General features: G+C 64.9%; 23 protein-coding genes and 1 pseudogene. 19 read left to right on the top strand and 5 right to left on the bottom strand.

Going from position 1 to position 19,048, the window contains the following annotated elements; translation table 11 throughout:
* Window positions 1-75 precede the first annotated feature (75 nt).
* Window positions 76-1,071, bottom strand: a complete 996-nt coding sequence (gene hemB, locus QP803_RS12570) for a porphobilinogen synthase (RefSeq protein WP_284943820.1) — start codon at window positions 1,069-1,071, stop codon at window positions 76-78.
* 177 nt (window positions 1,072-1,248) lie between these two features.
* On the opposite strand from hemB, the gene glyA reads away from it, so the two are divergent.
* Genes glyA through thiL form a run of 7 tightly spaced genes read left to right on the top strand, consistent with a single transcriptional unit; the run spans window position 1,249 to window position 6,785 of the window.
* Entirely contained in the window at window positions 1,249-2,547 is a 1,299-nt protein-coding gene (gene glyA / locus QP803_RS12565; protein WP_284943819.1) for a serine hydroxymethyltransferase, read from the top strand.
* 11 nt (window positions 2,548-2,558) lie between these two features.
* Window positions 2,559-3,029 (top strand): transcriptional regulator NrdR, encoded by a 471-nt coding sequence (nrdR, locus tag QP803_RS12560; RefSeq protein WP_284943818.1) that lies wholly within the window; start codon window positions 2,559-2,561, stop codon window positions 3,027-3,029.
* A 26-nt stretch (window positions 3,030-3,055) separates the two neighbouring features.
* Complete coding sequence (locus QP803_RS12555; protein ID WP_284943817.1) at window positions 3,056-3,685, top strand: riboflavin synthase; 630 nt, start codon at window positions 3,056-3,058, stop codon at window positions 3,683-3,685.
* Entirely contained in the window at window positions 3,682-4,824 is a 1,143-nt protein-coding gene (gene ribB / locus QP803_RS12550) for a 3,4-dihydroxy-2-butanone-4-phosphate synthase (protein WP_284943816.1), read from the top strand. The genes QP803_RS12555 and ribB overlap by 4 nt, the downstream gene beginning before the upstream one ends.
* Complete coding sequence (gene ribH / locus QP803_RS12545; protein ID WP_284943815.1) at window positions 4,821-5,300, top strand: 6,7-dimethyl-8-ribityllumazine synthase; 480 nt, start codon at window positions 4,821-4,823, stop codon at window positions 5,298-5,300. The genes ribB and ribH overlap by 4 nt, the downstream gene beginning before the upstream one ends.
* On the top strand, window positions 5,300-5,815 hold the full coding sequence (gene nusB, locus QP803_RS12540) for a transcription antitermination factor NusB (protein ID WP_284943814.1): 516 nt from the start codon (window positions 5,300-5,302) through the stop codon (window positions 5,813-5,815). The genes ribH and nusB overlap by 1 nt, the downstream gene beginning before the upstream one ends.
* A 10-nt stretch (window positions 5,816-5,825) precedes the next feature.
* Window positions 5,826-6,785 (top strand): thiamine-phosphate kinase, encoded by a 960-nt coding sequence (thiL, locus tag QP803_RS12535; RefSeq protein WP_284943813.1) that lies wholly within the window; start codon window positions 5,826-5,828, stop codon window positions 6,783-6,785.
* A gap of 34 nt (window positions 6,786-6,819) precedes the next feature.
* Here the strand turns inward: thiL and QP803_RS12530 are convergent, their stop codons facing one another.
* Window positions 6,820-7,410, bottom strand: a complete 591-nt coding sequence (locus tag QP803_RS12530) for an outer membrane protein assembly factor BamE (RefSeq protein ID WP_284943812.1) — start codon at window positions 7,408-7,410, stop codon at window positions 6,820-6,822.
* A 96-nt stretch (window positions 7,411-7,506) separates the two neighbouring features.
* Between QP803_RS12530 and QP803_RS12525 the strand changes: the two genes are divergently transcribed.
* The 6 genes and pseudogenes from QP803_RS12525 to QP803_RS24170 all read left to right on the top strand — a co-directional run.
* Window positions 7,507-8,034 (top strand): YceD family protein, encoded by a 528-nt coding sequence (locus QP803_RS12525; protein ID WP_284943811.1) that lies wholly within the window; start codon window positions 7,507-7,509, stop codon window positions 8,032-8,034.
* Window positions 8,035-8,174: 140 nt separating this feature from the next.
* Window positions 8,175-8,378 (top strand): 50S ribosomal protein L32, encoded by a 204-nt coding sequence (gene rpmF, locus QP803_RS12520; RefSeq protein WP_284943810.1) that lies wholly within the window; start codon window positions 8,175-8,177, stop codon window positions 8,376-8,378.
* A gap of 31 nt (window positions 8,379-8,409) precedes the next feature.
* Window positions 8,410-9,525, top strand: coding sequence for a phosphate acyltransferase PlsX (gene plsX, locus QP803_RS12515; RefSeq protein ID WP_284943809.1), 1,116 nt, complete (start codon window positions 8,410-8,412; stop codon window positions 9,523-9,525).
* A 9-nt stretch (window positions 9,526-9,534) separates the two neighbouring features.
* Complete coding sequence (locus QP803_RS12510; protein WP_284943808.1) at window positions 9,535-10,521, top strand: beta-ketoacyl-ACP synthase III; 987 nt, start codon at window positions 9,535-9,537, stop codon at window positions 10,519-10,521.
* 105 nt (window positions 10,522-10,626) lie between these two features.
* The gene (locus QP803_RS12505) at window positions 10,627-10,941 is read left to right on the top strand and encodes an integration host factor subunit alpha (protein WP_284947900.1); all 315 of its coding nucleotides are present in this window, start codon (window positions 10,627-10,629) and stop codon (window positions 10,939-10,941) included.
* Between the two features lie 53 nt (window positions 10,942-10,994).
* Window positions 10,995-11,232, top strand: a pseudogene (locus QP803_RS24170) (MerR family transcriptional regulator); the annotation flags it as partial.
* A gap of 353 nt (window positions 11,233-11,585) precedes the next feature.
* On the opposite strand, the gene QP803_RS12495 reads toward QP803_RS24170, so the two are convergent.
* Window positions 11,586-11,819 (bottom strand): hypothetical protein, encoded by a 234-nt coding sequence (locus QP803_RS12495; RefSeq protein ID WP_284943806.1) that lies wholly within the window; start codon window positions 11,817-11,819, stop codon window positions 11,586-11,588.
* 84 nt (window positions 11,820-11,903) lie between these two features.
* On the opposite strand from QP803_RS12495, the gene QP803_RS12490 reads away from it, so the two are divergent.
* The 3 genes from QP803_RS12490 (at window position 11,904) to QP803_RS12480 (ending at window position 14,131) form a co-directional block, all read left to right on the top strand.
* Window positions 11,904-12,821: a TIGR01459 family HAD-type hydrolase gene (locus tag QP803_RS12490; protein ID WP_284943805.1), complete on the top strand. Its 918-nt coding sequence runs from the start codon at window positions 11,904-11,906 to the stop codon at window positions 12,819-12,821.
* Window positions 12,822-12,858: 37 nt separating this feature from the next.
* Complete coding sequence (locus QP803_RS12485; protein ID WP_284943804.1) at window positions 12,859-13,089, top strand: hypothetical protein; 231 nt, start codon at window positions 12,859-12,861, stop codon at window positions 13,087-13,089.
* Between the two features lie 97 nt (window positions 13,090-13,186).
* Window positions 13,187-14,131 carry a glycosyltransferase gene (locus tag QP803_RS12480; RefSeq protein ID WP_284943803.1) on the top strand — a complete coding sequence of 315 codons (945 nt, stop codon included), beginning with the start codon at window positions 13,187-13,189 and terminating at the stop codon, window positions 14,129-14,131.
* A gap of 14 nt (window positions 14,132-14,145) precedes the next feature.
* Here QP803_RS12480 and QP803_RS12475 read toward each other — a convergent pair whose 3' ends face one another.
* A complete protein-coding gene (locus QP803_RS12475; RefSeq protein ID WP_284943802.1) occupies window positions 14,146-14,841 on the bottom strand; it encodes a M24 family metallopeptidase in 696 nt (231 codons plus the stop codon).
* A complete protein-coding gene (locus QP803_RS12470) occupies window positions 14,841-15,827 on the bottom strand; it encodes an ABC transporter substrate-binding protein (protein ID WP_284943801.1) in 987 nt (328 codons plus the stop codon). Before QP803_RS12470 ends, QP803_RS12475 begins: the two co-directional genes overlap by 1 nt.
* Window positions 15,828-16,021: 194 nt before the next feature.
* Here QP803_RS12470 and QP803_RS12465 point away from each other — a divergent pair, with 194 nt between their 5' ends.
* From QP803_RS12465 to QP803_RS12455, 3 genes are all read left to right on the top strand, one after another.
* Window positions 16,022-17,104, top strand: a complete 1,083-nt coding sequence (locus tag QP803_RS12465) for a LacI family DNA-binding transcriptional regulator (protein WP_284943800.1) — start codon at window positions 16,022-16,024, stop codon at window positions 17,102-17,104.
* A 115-nt stretch (window positions 17,105-17,219) separates the two neighbouring features.
* The gene (locus QP803_RS12460) at window positions 17,220-18,395 is read left to right on the top strand and encodes a benzoate/H(+) symporter BenE family transporter (protein ID WP_284943799.1); all 1,176 of its coding nucleotides are present in this window, start codon (window positions 17,220-17,222) and stop codon (window positions 18,393-18,395) included.
* 62 nt (window positions 18,396-18,457) lie between these two features.
* Window positions 18,458-19,045 (top strand): PadR family transcriptional regulator, encoded by a 588-nt coding sequence (locus QP803_RS12455; RefSeq protein WP_284943798.1) that lies wholly within the window; start codon window positions 18,458-18,460, stop codon window positions 19,043-19,045.
* Window positions 19,046-19,048: the final 3 nt, after the last annotated feature.

The raw sequence follows: 19,048 nt of genomic DNA, 5'->3' as shown, positions 1-19,048 counted from the left end.
GAGCCCAAGATAACGACGGAAAGGTCTGCCGCAATCCGGGCCGCCGTGAAAAACGCGAGACAGGCCGGGCGGGGCCTACAAATCGCGGAGAACCCGGGCAGCGGCGGGCGCGAAATAAGTCAGCACGCCCCGGCATCCGGCGCGCTTGAAGGCCAGCAGGCTCTCCATCATCGCGCGCTCCTCATCCATCCAGCCATGGCCGGCGGCGGCCATGATCATCGCGTATTCGCCGGACACCTGATAGGCGAAGGTCGGTACCTCGAACCGATCCCGCACCCGGCGGATGATGTCGAGATAGGGCATGCCCGGCTTGACCATGATCATGTCGGCGCCCTCGGCGATATCCATCGCCACTTCGCGCAGGGCCTCGTCGGAATTCGCGGGGTCCATCTGATAGGTCTTCTTGTCGCCCTTCAGGGCACTGGCCGAACCCATGGCGTCCCGGAAGGGACCATAAAAGGCGCTCGCATACTTCGCGGCATAGCTCATGATGCGCGTATGGATCAGGCCTGCGCCGTCCAGTTCGGCGCGAATGGCGGCGATTCGGCCGTCCATCATGTCCGACGGGGCGATGATATCGATGCCGGCCTCGGCCTGGATTCGTGACTGCCGCGCCAGGATCGGCAGGGTATCGTCGTTATGCACATAGCCTTCGCGGATCACACCGTCATGGCCATGGCTGGTGTACGGGTCTAGGGCGACATCCCCCACCAGCCCGACATCCGGAAATTCCGCCTTGAGGATGCGTGAGGCGGAACAGATCAGGTTATCGGGGTTTGTCGCTTCGGTCCCCTCAGGGTTCTTCAATTCCACCGGTGTGACGGGGAATAAGGCAATGGCGGGCACACCCAGGCGCACCGCCGCTTCCACATGGCCGGCGAGCCGATCGAGCGTCACGCGCTGCACACCGGGCATGGAGCCGACATCGGTGGTTTCGCCGTGGCCGGCGCGGATGAAGATCGGCCAGATCAGATCGTCTACCGACAGACGGTTTTCCGCCACCAGCCGGCGGGTCCAGCCATCATGGCGGTTGCGGCGGAGGCGGGTCTGGGGGAAGCGGCTGTCGGTCATGAGCAAGAACCCTGGCTGAGCGATGCGGTCTTATACCGTTGCTTCCTCCCATCACGACAGGCAACCCAGCCTTGGGAAGGCGATGGTTCACCGGGGCTTCACGACCGTGTTAAGAGGCTCGTCCGGCTATGCTGCGTCATTCTCCCTTTGCCGGGACCGTCCAACAGGAATCTCGCCATGAACGAGCTGCTGCCCTCCAGCCTCGCACGCTTCTTTTCCGCCTCTGTGGAGGAGACGGACCCCGCTCTCGCCGCCACGCTGACACGGGAACTCGGTCGGCAGCAGGACGGTATCGAGTTGATCGCGAGCGAGAACATCGTCTCTCGCGCGGTGATGGACGCCCAGGGCAGCGTTCTCACCAATAAATATGCCGAGGGTTATCCGGGCCGCCGCTATTACGGTGGTTGCGCCGCCGTCGATGTGGCCGAGCAGCTCGCCATCGACCGCGCCAAGGAAATCTTCGGCTGCGCCTTCGCCAATGTTCAGCCCCATTCCGGCGCCCAGGCCAATCAGGGCGTCATGCTCGCGCTGCTGAGCCCGGGCGATACCTTCCTCGGCATGAGCCTGGCCGCCGGCGGCCATCTCAGCCACGGTGCCGCGCCCAACCTGTCCGGCAAATGGTTCAACGCCCTGCAATACGGCGTGCGCCGCGATGACGGCCTGCTGGATTACGAGGAGCTGGAGCAGAAGGCGCGCGAGGGGAAGCCCAAGCTGATCATCGCCGGCGGCTCGGCCTATCCTCGCATCATCGATTTCGCCCGCATCCGCAAGGTGGCCGACGAAGTCGGCGCCGTCTTCATGGTCGATATGGCCCATTTCGCGGGCCTGGTCGCGGCCGGCGTCTACCCGAGCCCGATTCCCCATGCCCATGTCGTGACGACGACGACGCATAAGACCCTGCGCGGCCCGCGCGGCGGCATGATCCTGAGCAACGACCTCGACCTCGGCAAGCGCATCAATTCGGCAATTTTCCCCGGCCTCCAGGGCGGCCCGCTGATGCATGTGATCGCCGCCAAGGCAGTGGCCTTCGGGGAAGCGCTGCGCCCCGAGTTCCGCCTGTATCAGCAGGCGGTGGTGGAGAATGCGAAGGTTCTGGCCGAGACGCTGGTCGAGCGCGGCTTCGCCATCGTGACCGGCGGCACCGACAGCCATCTGCTGCTGGTCGATTTGCGGCCCAAGCGCGTCACCGGCAAAGCCGCCGAGGGCAGCCTGGAGCGGGCGCATATGACCGCGAATAAGAACGCGATTCCCTTCGACCCCGAGAAGCCGGCCGTGACCTCGGGCATTCGCCTCGGCACCCCGGCGGCCACCACGCGCGGCTTCGGCGTGGCGGAATTCCGCCAGGTCGGCGAGATGATCGATGAGGTTCTGACTGGCCTTTCGGGTTCCAACGACAGTGAGAACACGCTGATCGAAGCCAAGGTCGGCCGGCGTGTGCAGGCGCTGTGCGCCCGCTTCCCGATCTACCCGAATTAACGGGCTGCTGAATGCGCTGCCCGTTCTGCGGAAACGACGATGCCCAGGTGAAGGATAGCCGGCCCAGCGAAGATGGGACGGCGATCCGGCGCCGGCGGTTCTGCGGCGCGTGCAGCCAGCGCTTCACCACCATCGAGCGGGTGCAGTTGCGCGAATTGGTGGTCGTGAAATCTGACCTGCGGCGCGTGCCCTTCGACCGCGACAAGCTGGCCCGCTCCATCCGCATCGCGCTGCGCAAGCGGCCGGTGCAGGAGGAGCGGATCGACCGCATCGTGAACAGCATCGTGCGCAAGCTCGAATCGAGCGGCGATGCCGATGTTCCAAGCAAGCAGATCGGCGAACTGGTGATGGAGACATTGAAGGAGGTGGACGACGTGGCCTATGTCCGCTTTGCCAGTGTCTATCGCAATTTTCGCGAGGCGAAGGATTTCGAGCAGTTCCTGGGCGAGTTGAGCGACCGGGTCGAGCCCGAGCCGACGTAGAGCCAGATCATCTCCAAAGGGTCAGAATGTTCACAGGCATAGTTTCGGGCGTCGGCACCGTGACCGCCGTCACCCCGATCGGTGACGGCCAGGACATGCGGCTGCGGATCGCGGTGCCGATGGATCAAGACGTCTGGCGCGGGCTGCCCGGCGTGGTGCTCGGCGCCTCCATCGCCTGTTCCGGCTGCTGCCTGACGGTTGTCGAGATGGGAGGCGAAATGGGGGGGCACTGGTTCGCGGTGGATGTCTCGGCGGAATCCCTGTCGAAGACGACGCTGGGGGGATGGACCGTCGGCCGGACCATCAACTTGGAACGGCCACTCCGCATGGGGGATGAACTCGGCGGGCACATGGTCTCGGGTCATGTCGATGGCATCGGCACGCTGATCGCCTCGACGCCGGAGAATGGCTCCACCCGCTGGCAGTTCCGTGCGCCTGCGGGCATGCCGCGCTTCATCGCGAGCAAGGGCAGCATCGCCGTCGATGGCGTCTCCTTGACCGTGAACGAGGTTGAGGGCGATGTGTTCGGCGTGAACGTCATTCCCCACACCATCACTGTCACGGCCTTTCAGGATCTGCGCGTGGGCGATGCCGTCAATCTGGAGATCGACATGCTCGCGCGCTACGTCGCGCGGCTGACGGAGGTCGGGCTATGACGATGATCAACACCTTCTCCCTGCATGATTACATCTCGCCCACCTCGGAGATCATCGAGGAAGCGCGGGCCGGGCGCATGTTCATCCTGGTCGATGACGAGGACCGTGAGAACGAGGGTGACCTTGTCATTCCGGCCCAGTTCGCGACCACCGAGGCGATCAACTTCATGGCCCGCCATGCGCGCGGCCTGATCTGCCTGGCGATGACGCGGGCGCGGGTCGAGCAACTCGGCCTGTCCCTGATGAACGCCCATAACCGGTCCCGCCACGCGTCCGCCTTCACGGTCTCGATCGAGGCGCGGCACGGCATCACCACCGGCATCTCGGCGGCCGATCGCGCCCGCACGGTGGCGGTCGCCATCAATTCAGAGCATCCGCGCGATGAGATCGCGACCCCCGGCCATATCTTCCCGGTCGCGGCGCGGGATGGCGGCTCCCTGGTGCGGGCCGGCCATACCGAGGCGGCGGTCGATGTCGCGCGTCTCGCCGGCCTCAATGCCTCCGGCGTAATCTGCGAAGTCATGAATGAAGACGGGACCATGGCCCGTCTGCCCGAGCTAATCGCCTTTGCGCAGCGCCACAACCTCAAGCTCGGCACCATCGCCGATCTCATCCAGCATCGCCGTCGCACGGAAAAGCTGGTCCGCCGCTCGTATGAGACCTGGACCGGCGACCTCGAAGGTGGGGATTGGTCGGTCAAGGTCTTCGAGGACACGCTGTCCGGCACCGAGCATCTGGCCCTGGTGAAGGGTGATGTCGCTGCGCCGGGCGCGAGCCTGGTGCGCGTCCATAGTGTCGATCCGGTCGTCGATCTGCTGGGCAGCGGCCGCGCGGCCCTCGCGGCTTCCTCCCGCGCTATCGCCCAGGCCGGGCGGGGCGTCATAGTTTTGCTTCGCGATACCCAGCCGGGCGCCGTCGCGCGCAAGCTGGGCCTCAGTGAGCCCGACCGGGTCGAGGATCACGTGCTGCGCCATTACGGCATCGGCGCGCAGATCCTGATCGATCTCGGCGTGAAGGACATGATCCTTCTCACCAACCATCCCCGCAGCCTGATCGCGCTTGAAGGCTTCGGCCTCAATATTGTCGATCAGCAGCCTCTTCTCGATAAGCCCGCAACTGAAGAAACACCTGAGACATGAGCACCGCCGATGCCGAACTCGCCGCGGTCCCGCGCATCGAGGGCGAGCAGCCTTTGGTTCTGATCATCATCGCGCCCTATTACCGTCAGGTTGTGGATGGCATGACGCTGGGGGCGCGCGCCGTGCTCGACAGCGTCGGCGCCCCGCATGAGACGGTCGAGGTCGCGGGCGCCTTTGAACTGGCGCAGGCCTTGGCCATCGCCGCCCAAAGCGAGCGCGCCTTCGAGGGCTTCATCGCCATCGGCTGCGTCGTGAAGGGTGAGACGGATCATTACGATTTCATCTGCCGATCCGCGATGGACGGCCTGATGAAGGTCGCGACCGACCATATTCTGTGCCTCGGCACCGCCTTGCTGACGGTGGATACCATCGATCAGGCGATCGCCCGCTCCGGCAGCGCGCACAACAAAGGCGCCGAAGCGGCGATCGCCATGCTCAAGCAAGTGGCCCTTCTGCGGCTCATGGAAACACCCTGATGACCGTTCGCGCCCCCGCTTCCAAGACGACCCGCCCGCGCACGGGTGCGCGGGTCGCGGCCGTGCAGGCGCTGTTCCAGACCGAACAGGCGGAGGAGAGCGCCGAGACGGTGATCGACCAGTTCACGCGCCATCGTCTGGGCGATGTGCCGGACGCCGGCGGGTTTGAGGACGGGCGGGTGCCGGACGCGCATGTGCCACTGTTCGCGGCCATCGTGCGGGCGGCGGTGAAGGATCAGGACAGGATCGACGCCATGATCGCGGCGAGCCTGCCGGCTGATTGGCCGTTTGAGCGGCTCGACCCCGTGCTGCGGGCACTGCTGCGCGCTGGCACCGCCGAACTCGGCATGGCTGACGGGCCGCCGATCCGCGTGGTGATCAATGAATATCTGGACGTCGCGCATGGCTTTTTCGCGGGCGATGAGCCGCGCATGGTGAATGGCATGTTGGACGCCCTTGCCCGGCGCACCCGGCCATCCGAATTCGCGACGCCGCCGGAAGCGCCCGTCGCGTAAGGCCGCGCCTTTGCCGTCCGACGCGCTCCCTTCCGAATTCGGCATCATCGGCCGCCACTTCCGTCCCCTCGCGGGGCCGGGGGCGCTGGACCTAGAGGATGATGCCGCCGTCTTCGCCCCGCCACCGGGCCGCGAACTGGTCATGGCCGCCGATGCCATGGTCGCGGGCGTGCATTACCTGCCCGACGATCCGGCCGCCGGCGTCGCGCGCAAGCTGCTGCGCGTGAACCTGTCCGATCTCGCGGCTATGGGCGCGGTGCCGCTGGGCTATCTTCTCACCGTTTCGGCGCCCACCGGCACGCCGGACCATTGGTTCGCCGATTTCGCAGCCGGCCTCGCGGCCGATCAGGCCGAGTTCGGTGTGATGCTTCTGGGCGGCGATACCACCAGCACGCCGGGGCCGGTGACATTGTCGCTCACCATCATTGGCCATGTTGCGCCTGGCACGGCCATTCGGCGCCGAGGCGCCAAGCCGGGCGATGAGGTCTGGGTCACGGGCACCATCGGTGACGGTGCGCTCGGTCTTGCGGTCTCACTCGGCAAGCTCGCCGATCCGACTGGCCATCTCAGGCAACGCTACTGTGTGCCGAACCCGCGCCTCGGTCTGCCATTGGCGGGCGCCGTGACCGCCGCGATCGATGTGTCCGACGGTCTGCTCCAGGATCTTGGTCATCTGTGCCGGCTTGCTGGCTGCGGCGCGGAGATCGAGGCAGCGCGTGTGCCGCTGTCCGAAGCCGCGCGGGCGGCGGGGCCGGACTGGCTGCCGCAATGTCTTGGCGGCGGTGACGATTACGAATTGCTGATGGCGGTGCCGGCGGGGAAGGGTGAGGCTCTGGCGGCGGCTTGCGCTGGTTTGGGCGTGCCGCTCACCCGCGTCGGGCGCTTTACCGAAGGCGCAGTGGCCGTGACGGTGGTCGATGAGGCGTTGCAGCCAATGGCGGTGTCCCACCACGGCTGGAGCCATTTCTAAGTGTCGATCGTGGAATGCGCTTCGCCGACCAATCTTAACCGCCGGTGAGGCCGCCGCCGCCGCCGCCCGGACCCGAACCGCTGTTGCCGCCGGCACCGTTGAAGCGCCCGACATTGCCGAAAAGCTGCTGCAGGATAGAGGCGGAGGTACCCGGCGTCTTGGTCGTGCCCGGCTGCATGCTGACCGTCTTGGCATCTTTTAGGCCATAGACCTTCACTTGGCGGAGCGTGCCGCCGGCATCGAAGTTCAGCACCACAACGCGCTGTTCCATGACGCCTGGCAGGCGTCCGACGCGCGGGCGGGTAATCTGGCTGATATAGACCCAGCTATTGTCGTCGAAGGTTTCATGCGTGGTCGGTGAGCCGAGCAGGGCCGTGACATCGGCCGTCGTGGTGGTGCCGGGCGTCAGCTGCTTGATGGCATCGACATCGACCGGATTGCCACGCGTCGTCGTATTCGCCTCGAACAGGCTGCAGCCACCGAGTGGGAGGCTAAGCAGCATGCAGGCTGCCGCCACATGTCGGAAGCGGGTCCGGTGTTTCGGCGAGATTGTCTGGAACACGCAGCTCATTTCCTCTGTCTCTACTCCGCCACGACCGAGGTGCCAGAAGGCGGTGGGTGTCATGCCCCTGATCCGCTGTCAACTCGGCCAGGACGCGGCTATCCTTTCGTTTCAAATCTGCCCGACCTTCCCCCTACCTGAGTTAAGAGCCGCATTCCCATGACCTCCACGCCCACGCCCGAATTCAGCCGCCTTCTTCCTCTGGCGCAGATCAGCATGACCGAAACGCTGCGCGAGATTAGCGCGACGCCTGAGGAATGCGCCGCCATCGCCGCGCGACTGGCGTTGCCGCAACTCGCCGCCTTCAGCGCGAGCTTCAAAATCCAACGCGCGCGGCGCGGCGGCGGCTATGAGGCCGAGGGGCGGTTGCGCGCGCGCGCCACCCGCAACTGCGTGGTGACGCTCGACGATTTCACCGAGCGGACGGATATCGCTTTCAAAGTCCGATTCGTGAACGAGGAGTCTCCGTCGGAGGAGGTGGAAAGCGAGGCGAGCTTTGCCTTCGAGGACGGGCCGGACGAGCTTGTCTATGAGAATGAGGTGCTCGACCTGGGTGAAGCGGCCGTGCAGGAATATGCCCTGTCTCTGGCACCCTACCCCCGTAAACCCGGCGCGAAACTCGCCGAACCGGAAGTCGAGACGCCTAATCCCTTCGCCGTTTTGAAGGATTTCCGCCGCCGGACATGAAAGGGTTGTGATAGGGATGTGCCGGCCGCGCTTGCCGCCCCCCTAACGCTCTGGTAAGTGCCGCGCCTCGCGATCAATAGATTCCGGTGATCTGGCCATTTCGGCCGGGGGCCGCATAACGTTCGAAAGGGGTTCCGGCGATGGCCGTTCCCAAGAGAAAGACTTCGCCGTCCCGCCAGGGCATGCGCCGCAGCCATCACGCTCTGAAGGCAGAAGCCTTTTCGGAATGCGGAAGCTGTGGGGAGCTGCGTCGCCCCCACCACGTCTGCAGCCATTGCGGCCATTACGATGGTCGTGAAGTGGTCGGCGCGGGCAAGGCCCTCAAGGGCGCGGTCCGGGCCTGATCGGCTCCGGCGGCAAAACATTTCCGCCCGGATGACGGACCACACTGTGCCGGAGCCCTTCGCCCTGGCCGTGGATGCCATGGGCGGGGATGACGCCCCGACCATGGTGGTGGCTGGCCTCGCCTTGGCCGCCGAACGCCATCCCGGCGGCCGATTTCTTCTGGTCGGCGATGAAGTCAAGCTTGCGGCTTTGCTGGATGCCTATCCACGCGCCCGCGCGGCTTGCACCATCCGTCATGCGCCCGACTTCGTTACGGGCGACATGAAGCCCACGGTCGCGCTGCGGATGCGCAACTCCTCCATGCGTCTGGCCATTGACGCGGTCGCGGGCGGTGAGGCCAGCGGCGTGGTCTCCGCCGGCAATTCCGGCGCCCTGCTGGCCCTCGCCAAGATCGTCATCAAGACACTCCCCGGTATCGACCGCCCGGCCATGGCCGCCACCGTGCCCTCCGCGCGGGGCGACGTCGTCATGCTCGACCTCGGCGCCAATGTCGTCTGCGACAGCCGCAATCTGGTCGAGTTCGCGGTGATGGGGGAGATGTTCGCCCGCACCGTCCTCGGCATTCCCGAACCCACCATCGGCCTGCTCAATGTCGGGTCCGAGGAGCTGAAGGGCGACGATCGGCTGCGGCACGCGGCGCATGTCCTGCGCGCCAGCCATATTGGTCCGCGTTTCCATGGCTTCGTCGAAGGTCATGACATCGCCGCCGGCACGGTGGATGTCATCGTCACGGACGGCTTTACCGGCAATGTCGCGCTCAAGACGGGTGAGGGCGCGCTCAAGCTGATGGGCGGGTTGCTGCGCCAGGTCTTCAACAGCAGCCTGTCTTCCAAGATTGCCTATTTTCTGGCCCGCTCCGGCTTGGACAAGCTGCGCGAGTGGCTAGACCCGCGCCGCTACAATGGTGCCGTCCTCGTCGGCCTCAACGGCGTCGTCGTGAAATCTCACGGCGGCACGGATGCGCTGGGTTTCGCCCATGCCGTGGATGTCGCCATGAATATGGTGACCCATGGCTTCACGGCCGGCATCGCCGACGGCCTCGCCAAGCTTGGCGCTCAGGAAGAGCTTGAGCGCCTGACGGATGCCGAGCGGGCGGAATCGGCCAATGCGACGGATATCGCAGCCCCGCTCGCGGCCGCGAAATAGGCACATAAGGTGGCGTCCTCCATCCGATCGATTCTCGCCGGCGCTGGCAGCTATTTGCCTGAACGTATCGTCACCAATGACGAGATGGCAGCGACGCTCGACACCTCGGACGCCTGGATCAGAGAGCGTACGGGCATCCGCCAGCGCCACCGGGCGGGTCCGTCGGAGACGACGGCCGCCATGGCCACGGCGGCTGCGCGGCGCGCCCTGGCCTTCGCCGGTGTCGATGCCAGCGCCGTCGATCTCATCATCGTCGGCACTAGCACGCCGGACCAGGCGTTTCCCTCCGTCGCCGTGCGCGTCCAGGCCATGCTCGGCATCGAACGCGGCTTCGGCTTCGATGTCTCGGCCGCCTGCGCAGGCTTCGTCTATGCCCTGTCCTTGGCGGACGAGCTGATCCGCTGCGGTCGCTGCCGTGGCGCCTTGGTGATCGGCTCGGAAAGGTTTTCCCGCATTCTGGACTACACTGATCGTTCGACCTGCGTGCTGTTCGGGGATGGCGCCGGCGCCGTGTTCCTTCGCGCGTCCGAGGGCGAGGGGAATGACGGCATCCTGTCCACTCATCTGCATGCCCAAGGCAGCCTCGGCGACATTCTGTTCGTGGACGGCGCGGTGGGCGTGGCCGATGCCGCCGGCACGCCGCTCTCAGGCAAGTTGCGGATGAACGGGCGCGAGGTATTTCGCCATGCCGTCCATCGCCTGACTGAGACGGTGGAGGAGGCTTTGGCCGCCAACCATCTTCTGGCCACGGATATCGACTGGTTGGTGCCGCATCAGGCCAATATCCGCATCATCGACAGCATGGGTCGCAAGCTTGGCATTCAGCAGTCCCGCGTGGTGGTCACCGTGGATCGCCACGCCAATACCTCGGCCGCCTCCATTCCTTTGGCGCTGACGGAAGCGATGACCGACGGGCGGGCGGCAAAGGGCCAACTCGTCTTGCTGGAAGCGCTGGGCGGCGGTTTGGTCTGGGGTTCGGCGCTGGTTCGACTTTAGTCGGTAAAACGTCTCCGCTTCGCCACGAAAGCGCCATCGAAGCGTCCAATTCGTTGAAGCTGAAGGATTCGTTGACTCGTCTGGCAGCAATGCTACCGTTGCATGATGAGTACAGTCACGCGCGCCCAGCTTGCCGAGACGATTTACACCCAGGTCGGGCTGTCTCGTAACGAGTCGGCGGACTTGCTCGAATCTGTGCTGGAGCGCATCTCGACAGCTCTTGAGGCAGGTGAATCTGTTAAAATCAGTGGGTTCGGCACCTTTTCTGTTCGCCAGAAAGGCCGCCGCATCGGCCGAAACCCGAAGACCGGGGTGGAAGTGCCAATCCTGCCGCGGCGTGTTCTGGTTTTCAGACCGAGCCAAGTCCTCAAGGGGACCGTGAACGGCGAAGTCGTGGAAGATGATGGGGACGATTCATGAGCGTTCTTCCGCTTGCCCGCGACGATGATGACCTTGCCGCGCGCGTCAAACTCAAAAAAGCGCCCACTGCCTTCCGCACGATCAGCGAAGTGGCCGATGATCTTCACATCCCTCAGCATGTGCTGCGATTTTGGGAAACGAAGTTCAGCCAGGTGAAGCCGCTGAAGCGCGGCGGCGGCCGCCGCTATTACCGGCCGGATGACATCACCCTGCTGCGTCGGATTTCCCATCTCCTCTACACGCAAGGCTACACAATCAAAGGCGTGCAGCGCCTTCTGCGGGAGGGCGGCGGTCGATTGGCGGATGATATTCCGCCGCCGCGCATGGATGACAACGATCCGGAGCAGGACGCGGACGACGCACCGGAGGAGCGCAGCACGGTCGAGCCGATGCTCGCCATCGACCCACCATCCAGCCGGCTGCCGCTCCGCTTCGTTCCGCGACCCGCCAGCCTCAAGCCATCGGCGCCGGCAGAACCGTCCCGTGAGTTCGAGGAGATCGTCAGGCTGCGACGTGTTCTGGCGGAAACGCTGGATCATCTGGAGACGCTCCGCAGCTTGCTCCCCCACTAGCAACCGCGTTTGCATAAAAAAACGGGCGCCCCCGTTGAGGGACGCCCGTTTGTGTATCGCGGAAGCTGCGGTTTAGGTTCCGCTGCCGCCCGAGCCAGCGCCACCACCTGGTGCAGTCGGTGCGGCGCCCGTCGTGTTGGTGCCGGGGACCGTTCCCTGAACGGGGTTGGTCGGCGCGGCCGTCGCGGGGGATGCCATCGGCGCGGTCACTGCAGGTTCACGGGCGGTGGTGCCTTCGGTGCATGCGGCGAGGCCGAGGAGAAGCCCGGCGGCGGGCAGCAGAAGCTTCAGATGTTGCATGGCCATTTCATGAATTCCTTTTCTTTGTTGATGAGCGTCACGTGAGTTGAAGCGCTCGTCTGTCAACTCTGCGGGTGTCTGCACAATTGTGTGTCCGCCGCCGCAGGCGCGGCGATTGCGGAGGAAATTGCGACGGAAATGACGGGGCTTTCCATGATTACGTTCCGGCATGTCACCGGCATGCACGCCCTTCTGCCCGAGGCGGATGCTTTCCTGCTCGACCAGTTCGGAACAATCCATGACGGCGTTGCGCTCTATTCGGGCGCGCGGCAGACGATGGAGCGTCTGAGGGCGGCTGGAAAACGCATTCTCATTCTCTCCAATTCCGGCAAGCGGTCCGAGCCTAATATCGCGCGCCTGGCGCGGATCGGTCTGCCGCCGGACTGCTATGACGGGTTCCTGAGTTCGGGCGAGGTCGCCTGGCGCATGCTCGCGATGGACCGGCCAACTGCCTTGGCGAACGTCCGATCCTGTCTGGTGCTGTCTCGTGGTGACGATCCCATGGCGCTCGCTGGCCTTGGCCTCGATCGCACGGAAGACGCGGCGCGCTGCGACCTCATTCTGCTTCTGGGCAGTGAGGCCGACCGCATCAGCCTCGATGCCTATCGTGATCGGCTGCGTCCGGCTGCCGAACGTGGCGTGCCCTGCCTCTGTGCCAATCCAGACAGGACGATGGTTTTGAGTGACGGTGCGCTGGCACCCGCCGCTGGCCGCATCGCCGAAGTCTATGCGCAGATGGGTGGGCCGGTGATGTGGATCGGCAAACCTGCCGCCGCCATCTATGACGCGGCGCTCACGCTCTTCGCGGATGTCGATCCCGGTCGCATCTGGGCGGTGGGGGATAGTGTCGAGCATGACATCGCGGGTGCCGCAGCCCACGGATGCCGCTCGGCACTGGTCATGACAGGCATCATGGCGGGGCAGGGTGACGACGGGATCGCGAAGGAGATCGCACGTTTCGGCGTGACGCCAGACGCGATCATGCCGACCTTTACGTGGCCGGACTAATGCCCATCTGCGGTGAGTAAGATTGATAGGATAACGCATGAAATTCCGAGACGCGCTGAAGCTGGCGGGAGGGCTGTCCATTCTCGCAGGTCTGTCTGCCTGCGTGCCGCCTCCCGGCTATGGATATGGCCGACCGCAGCCTGCGGTCGTCGTTGTGCGGCCACAGCCGCAAGCGGTCGTCGTCGTGCGGCAGCCGCCGCGCGTCATCGTCGTACGGCCGGAACCGAGGCCCTATTATCGTCCGCCACCGCCGCCACCGGGCTACTGATCGCCGGTTCCAAGGCGGAACGGTTCGCCTGCTGATCGACGAAGCCGTCGCGATGCGCTAGTCGCGGCGGACCAGGTGTTGATCGAGGTGCGGGCGGGTGGCGTTATGCTCTGACGAGTTTCGGGTCGCGGTTCTGATCCCGTGTTATAACGAGGCCGTGACGATCGGCCAGGTTGTGGCCGATTTTCGCGCGGCCCTGCCGGCGGCCCGGATATTTGTCTACGACAACAATTCGACAGATGACACCGTCACGCGCGCGTCCGATGCCGGGGCGATCGTGCGCGTGGAACGCCGACAGGGCAAAGGTCATGTCGTATGCCGCATGTTCGCGGATATCGAGGCCGACGCCTATGTGCTGGTCGATGGTGACGGAACCTATGATGCCGCCGATTCGGCGGCGATGGTGTCTGAGCTGATGACGCAACGCCTCGACATGGTCACCGGTACGCGAATCGAAACAGTGCGGGAAAGCTATCGACGCGGCCACCGCCTCGGCAATTGGATGCTGACGGGTCTGGTCCGGGCTATTTTCGGCAGCGGCGTGGCCGACATGCTGTCAGGATATCGGGTGTTCAGCCGCCGCTTCATCAAGTCCTTCCCGGCGCTCTCGACAGGGTTCGAGATCGAGACGCAATTCACCATCCATGCCCTGGAACTCGCCATGCCCATGGCCGAGGTGATGACGCGCTATCGCGAGCGCCCACACGGCTCTGCGTCCAAGCTGCGCACCTATCGTGACGGGTTCCGCATTCTGCGGACCATCGTCGTTCTGGTGAAGGATGAGCGTCCGCTCCGCTTTTTCATGAGTGGCGCGGCCTTGGCCCTGATCATCGGACTGATCCTGGGACTGCCCGTGGTGTCGGAGTTCATGCATACCGGCGCCGTGCCGCGTCTGCCGACGGCAATTTTAGCCACCGCGCTGGTCGGCGTCGGCTGTCTGTCTGCGGTCTGTGGTTTGGTGATGGATGCCGTGCAGCGCGGCCGCAAGGAAGCGAAACGGCTCGCTTATCTTGCGGTCCGCGCGCCGGGGAATGGGGAATAGGACGACCCCAGGTGTCACAACACCCTTAGGCGGCCATCCTCGAACCGGTAGACTTCTTCGTATTTGAAGGCGAGCGCGCTGCCTGCTTTGGCGATATGTGGCTCGAAGGTGAACATCGGCACGCTGTCCAGGCGCAGCGCGCAGTTCGCGTCGATGAAGGCCCGCGCATGCAGATCCTGGCCGATGTTGTGGCCGTAATTGGCCAGGAAATCGAGATTCTCAAAGCCCAGCCCATCCACCTCGGCCTCGATCGCCGCATGCAAGGCGCGAAACGTCATCTCCGGTCGCGCCACAGTGAGAAGATGCGCGTGCAAGGCGGCTTCCGCTGCCATGCCCTCGGCCTGCGCGACCCCGGCCGCCTCGGCTGAGACGAGCACGCCGCCTTTGAGAAAGAAGCTGCGCGCGCAATCGCCCCAATAGCCATCGATCTCGGGCGCGAGATCGATGGTTACCATGTCATCTGCCGCGATTGGTACGTCGGACGGTTCGAAGACATCGCCCTCCACCGAATCGCGCAAGCGGGGACCGGCGAGGATCACCGCCGGCACGCCGAACCACCAGTAACCGGTGGCACCGCGTGCATCCATCAGCCGACGACATTCCGCCAGCAGGCTCGCCTCGGTGGCGCCGGGCCGAATGAAGGCGCCGATTGCCGCCAGCGTGTCCCGGGCCATCGCCTGGGACCGCTCATACCGCGCGAGGTCGTCCATTACGGCAGGTAATCGTTGGTGTAGTAGGTCGCCGGCGGCTTTACGGCCGGGATCTGGCCGATGTCCTTGAGCGCTGCGGGAAGCACGGTCCACTGCGTGTCGTTCTGCTTGAAGTAGCCGTCAGGCCCCTTCATCAGACCCGCGGTATAGGTCCAGCCGATGACGTTGTAATTGAGGCTGCCGGCGGGCGGATAGGCCTTGGTGAAGATCGCGGCGGCTTCCTTGGGATGAGCGATGCTCCAGTCGATCGCGTCCGAGGTGCCGGCAAGCCAGGCTTTGGCCGTCGCGGCATTGGTCTTCAGCCAGGCGGGCGCGGCCGTGAAGGACCAAACCGGGATATTCGGCACACCGATCGCGTCGTTGCAAGCAAGCGTCGGCTGCTGCTTGGCGCCATCGACGATCTCGGCCAGACCATACGCGGCGGCGTTGGTCGCGAAGTCGATCTTCTTTGTCAGCAGCAGGGGAATATCGTCATCCTGGGCAATAATCTGCTTGACGTCGGTATCCTGCAGATTGGCCTTCTTGAGCACGAAGCCCATCATCGCCTTGGTCCATGAATCGGTAAAGACGCCGATGGACTTGCCCTTCAACTGGCTCATGTCGAGGGTTTCGCCGGGGCGGCCGATCAGGCACCAGCTATTGCTCTGTGTGAAATTCGCAATGGCCACGACGGGCACACCCTGCTGCGCTGCGAAGACGAGGTCTGTGGTTGCCTCGAAGCCGATATCGGCCCGTGACGTCGCGAGCATCCGCGCCGTGGTCGTCGCGTCAGGCGGGAAGAGCACATCGACCTTCAAGCCGTGCTTCTCATAGAAACCCATCTGCTGGCCAACCACGATGGGCACCATGTCGAAATCCGCCACCGGCCAGTCGTAGACGAAGCGCACGGGCGTCAGCGTCGCTGCGCGCGCCGGCACGACCGATAGGGCGAGCAGGGCGGAGAGGGCGCAGGCAGCCAGGCGTCGTATCGAACAAACGGATGTCATCGCGGTCTCCTTGGGAGATGAAGGGTGACGGATGTAGAAACGGTTCGACCCAGAGTTCAAGAAGAAAATTCGATCATATCGCGGAATAGGCTCTTGGCGGGCCTGCGGCGCGCGGTATGGTCATGGACAACCATGGCGGGCGTTACCCTGATCGAAACGGTTTCTACTGACGTGTTGCGTGGTCGGGTTACCCCATGAGGCAAAAGGCGGAGCTGCAACCGGCCGCCCTCGTGACGTCGGAGGTGGCACCCCGGCCGACCATTCGTGATGTCGCCCGCGTGGCCGGCGTGGCCGTCAGCACGGTCAGCTACGTCGTCAATGACAGTGGCCATGTGTCGCCCGAAACCCGTTTGCGTGTCACCAGCGCGATCCGAGCCCTGCGCTATGAGCCGAATACCATGGCGCGCAATCTCAAGACCGGAAAAGCCTCGTCGATCGGCCTGATCGCGCCCGATCTCGCCAATCCTTATTTCGCCGCCGTCGCCGCCGGGGTGCAGGAAGCGGCCCAGGCGAGCGACATCTTGCTCGTCCTTTGCACCACCCAATCCCAGCCCCATTGGGAGGATTATTATAGTCATGTCGTCCGCGCCCGCAGGTTGGACGGGCTGATTTTTCTCAGCGGCAGCGGCATGCTGACGGCGTCTTTGCTGGAACTGATCCAGCGCGGTCTGGTCGTCCTCGTCGATGAAAAGCTTCCCGGCCTGGATGTGCCTGCCGTCACGTCCAACAATCGCCGTGGCGCGCGCGCCGTGGCTGGGCATGTCCTGGATATGGGCCATCGGCGCATCGGCATTATCGGTGGTCCGCCCCAGCTCTGGACCGCCGAACAGCGCCTGTCGGGGTATCGGGAGGCGCTGGCAGGCGCCGGCATCGATCCCGATGGCGTGCCGATCTTGCATGGAGACTATCAGCAAGCCTCGGGCATGGTCGCCGCCCGCGCGCTGCTCGATGTGCCGGCAGCCGAACGGCCGACCGCGCTGCTCTGTGCGAATGACATGATGGCCATCGGCGCCATGCTCTGCTGCCGTGAGATGGGATTGCGCATTCCGGGGGACGTAAGCGTCGTCGGCTTCGACGACATTCCGATGGCCGAGTTGATGGAACCCGGCCTCACCTCCGTCCGCCAAAGCGGCCATGCCTTGGGCCGTGCTGCTTGCCGGTTGCTGTTGCGGCGGATCAATCCGCATGACGGCAAGGATGAGGAGGAGGTGATCACCAATCAGCCGACGACCCTCATTCCACGTGGCTCCGTCGGGGCTCCAGCGCGGCAACCATAGGGCGCGGATGAGCGAAGCGCTCTCCGCCGCTCTGCAGACCGCCGCCGCCGGTTGACGGCCCCAGCATTCTCCTGAACGTCATCCGCGACAGGTTCGCCAACAAGATTGGATGACGATGCGCGGGACGATTTGGGAAGAGATGTCGCTTCAGGCGACAATGGCGGGCGTGCTGGCGGCGTTCGTGGGGTTTGGCGGGTCCTTCGCGGTGGTGGTGAGCGGCCTGCGCGCAGCAGGGGCTAGCCCCGCCCAAGCGGCATCCGGGCTGTTGGCGTTGTCGGTCGTCATGGGCCTCTGCGGCATCTATGTCAGCACGCGGACGCGCATCCCGATCAGCGTCGCCTGGTCCACACCCGGCGCCGCCCTCCTCGCCAGCGCCCCGCCGGTCCATGGCGGCTATGGCTATGCCGTGGGTGCCTTCGTCGTGTGTGGATGTCTCATCATCCTGACCGGCCTCTGGTCACCACTCGGGCGTGCCGTCGCGGCCATCCCCCGCTCCCTGGTCAGTGCCATGCTCGCCGGTGTGGTGTTCAGCCTGTGTTTGGCGCCCATCCTCGGCCTCCGCGAAAAGCCGCTCTTCATCGTGATCATTCTGGCGGTCTGGCTGGTCGTTAGCCGCATTCGGCGCGTGCTCGCGGTGCCGGCGGCGGTGGTCGTGGCCATTGGCCTCGCGGCACTCACGCTGCATGGCGACGGTAGACCCCTCTCGCTGCTGCCCCATTTGGTTTGGGTGACGCCGCGCTTCTCGCTTTCGGCCGTCATCAGCGTGGCGCTGCCGATGTTCGTCGTCACCATGGCGGGGCAGAACATTCCCGGATTCGCTGTGCTGAACCTCAACGGCTACCGCCCGCGTCCTGGACCCATCCTGACGGTCACGGGCATCTCCAGCCTTTTGGCCGCGCCCTTCGGCGGGAACGCCATCAACCTCGCGGCGATCACGGCGGCGCTTTGCGCCGGGCATGAGGCGCATCCCGACCCTGCGCGGCGCTGGTGGGCCGGGGCCGTGAATGGCGGCGTCTATGTCATTTTCGGCCTGCTCTCAGGTGTGATCACCACCTTTGTGGCGCTCAGCTCGCCGGTACTGATCTTCGCCGTGGCGGGTGTCGCCCTGTTCGGCGTTCTCGGCGTGTCGCTCGCCAATGCGGCGGCCGAGCCCGCCGACCGCGACGCGGCGATGGTGACGTTTCTTCTGTCTGCCTCTGGGCTGCATCTGGCCGGCATCGGCGGGGCCTTCTGGGGCCTGATCGGAGGCGGTGCCATTTTGGCCGTACAGCGATATCGAAAACTAACTTAGATATATCTTGACTCATCTTTAGTTCGATATATCTTAGGCATGTCGATAACACAGGAGACGACATGTTTGGACATCATCGCGGTGGCTTCGGCCGCCGATTTGCGAGAGACGACGAGGCGCAGCCCGAGGGTCGTCACGACAGAGGGCACCACGGCCGCGGGCGTGGCTTCATGCAGGAAGGCGGCGGCCGAAGCCGGGTCTTCGACCAGGGCGAGCTCCGCTTCGTGCTGCTGGCCCTGATCGCGGAGCAGCCGCGGCACGGCTACGAAATCATCAAGGCGATCGAGGATCGTCTTGGTGGCAGCTACAGCCCGAGCCCAGGCGTCATCTACCCGACGCTGACCCTGCTCAATGAATTGGGCTATGCAACGGTCAGCGAAACCGGTGGCGGGCGGAAACTCTATACGATCACCGAAGAGGGCCGTGCCCATCTGGCGGAGAACAAGCCGATGGTCGATGCGGTCTTCGCGCGCATGGCGCGGGCCTCGGCCTCGACTTCCGGCGGTCGCGCGCCTCAGGTGATGCGCGCCATCGAGAATATGAAGTTGGCGCTGCGGATGCGCCTGTCGCGCGGCCCATTGGCGGACGGAGAGGCGCAGGCCATCGCCGATGCGCTGGATGCGGCGGCCCGCGCCATTGAACAGGCTTAGACA

The organism is Acidisoma sp. PAMC 29798, assembly GCF_030252425.1.
GTDB lineage: Bacteria > Pseudomonadota > Alphaproteobacteria > Acetobacterales > Acetobacteraceae > Acidisoma > Acidisoma cladoniae.
The sequence above is the reverse complement of the archived record's forward strand: the minus strand, read 5'-3'. Positions and strand labels throughout refer to the sequence as shown.

Bases quoted from the DNA above. Each gene is read 5' to 3' on its own strand.
- ribB (WP_284943816.1), top strand. From the start codon at position 3,682: ATGACGATGATCAACACCTTCTCCCTGCATGATTACATCTCGCCCACC.
- nusB (WP_284943814.1), top strand. From the start codon at position 5,300: ATGACCGTTCGCGCCCCCGCTTCCAAGACGACCCGCCCGCGCACGGGT.
- glyA (WP_284943819.1), top strand. From the start codon at position 1,249: ATGAACGAGCTGCTGCCCTCCAGCCTCGCACGCTTCTTTTCCGCCTCT.
- QP803_RS12465 (WP_284943800.1), top strand. From the start codon at position 16,022: ATGAGGCAAAAGGCGGAGCTGCAACCGGCCGCCCTCGTGACGTCGGAG.
- nrdR (WP_284943818.1), top strand. From the start codon at position 2,559: ATGCGCTGCCCGTTCTGCGGAAACGACGATGCCCAGGTGAAGGATAGC.
- QP803_RS12525 (WP_284943811.1), top strand. From the start codon at position 7,507: ATGACCTCCACGCCCACGCCCGAATTCAGCCGCCTTCTTCCTCTGGCG.
- QP803_RS12495 (WP_284943806.1), bottom strand. From the start codon at position 11,819: ATGGCCATGCAACATCTGAAGCTTCTGCTGCCCGCCGCCGGGCTTCTC.
- rpmF (WP_284943810.1), top strand. From the start codon at position 8,175: ATGGCCGTTCCCAAGAGAAAGACTTCGCCGTCCCGCCAGGGCATGCGC.
- ribH (WP_284943815.1), top strand. From the start codon at position 4,821: ATGAGCACCGCCGATGCCGAACTCGCCGCGGTCCCGCGCATCGAGGGC.
- QP803_RS12505 (WP_284947900.1), top strand. From the start codon at position 10,627: ATGAGTACAGTCACGCGCGCCCAGCTTGCCGAGACGATTTACACCCAG.
- QP803_RS12475 (WP_284943802.1), bottom strand. From the start codon at position 14,841: ATGGACGACCTCGCGCGGTATGAGCGGTCCCAGGCGATGGCCCGGGAC.
- QP803_RS12530 (WP_284943812.1), bottom strand. From the start codon at position 7,410: ATGACACCCACCGCCTTCTGGCACCTCGGTCGTGGCGGAGTAGAGACA.
- plsX (WP_284943809.1), top strand. From the start codon at position 8,410: ATGACGGACCACACTGTGCCGGAGCCCTTCGCCCTGGCCGTGGATGCC.
- QP803_RS12555 (WP_284943817.1), top strand. From the start codon at position 3,056: ATGTTCACAGGCATAGTTTCGGGCGTCGGCACCGTGACCGCCGTCACC.
- hemB (WP_284943820.1), bottom strand. From the start codon at position 1,071: ATGACCGACAGCCGCTTCCCCCAGACCCGCCTCCGCCGCAACCGCCAT.
- QP803_RS12460 (WP_284943799.1), top strand. From the start codon at position 17,220: ATGCGCGGGACGATTTGGGAAGAGATGTCGCTTCAGGCGACAATGGCG.
- QP803_RS12470 (WP_284943801.1), bottom strand. From the start codon at position 15,827: ATGACATCCGTTTGTTCGATACGACGCCTGGCTGCCTGCGCCCTCTCC.
- QP803_RS12455 (WP_284943798.1), top strand. From the start codon at position 18,458: ATGTTTGGACATCATCGCGGTGGCTTCGGCCGCCGATTTGCGAGAGAC.
- QP803_RS12485 (WP_284943804.1), top strand. From the start codon at position 12,859: ATGAAATTCCGAGACGCGCTGAAGCTGGCGGGAGGGCTGTCCATTCTC.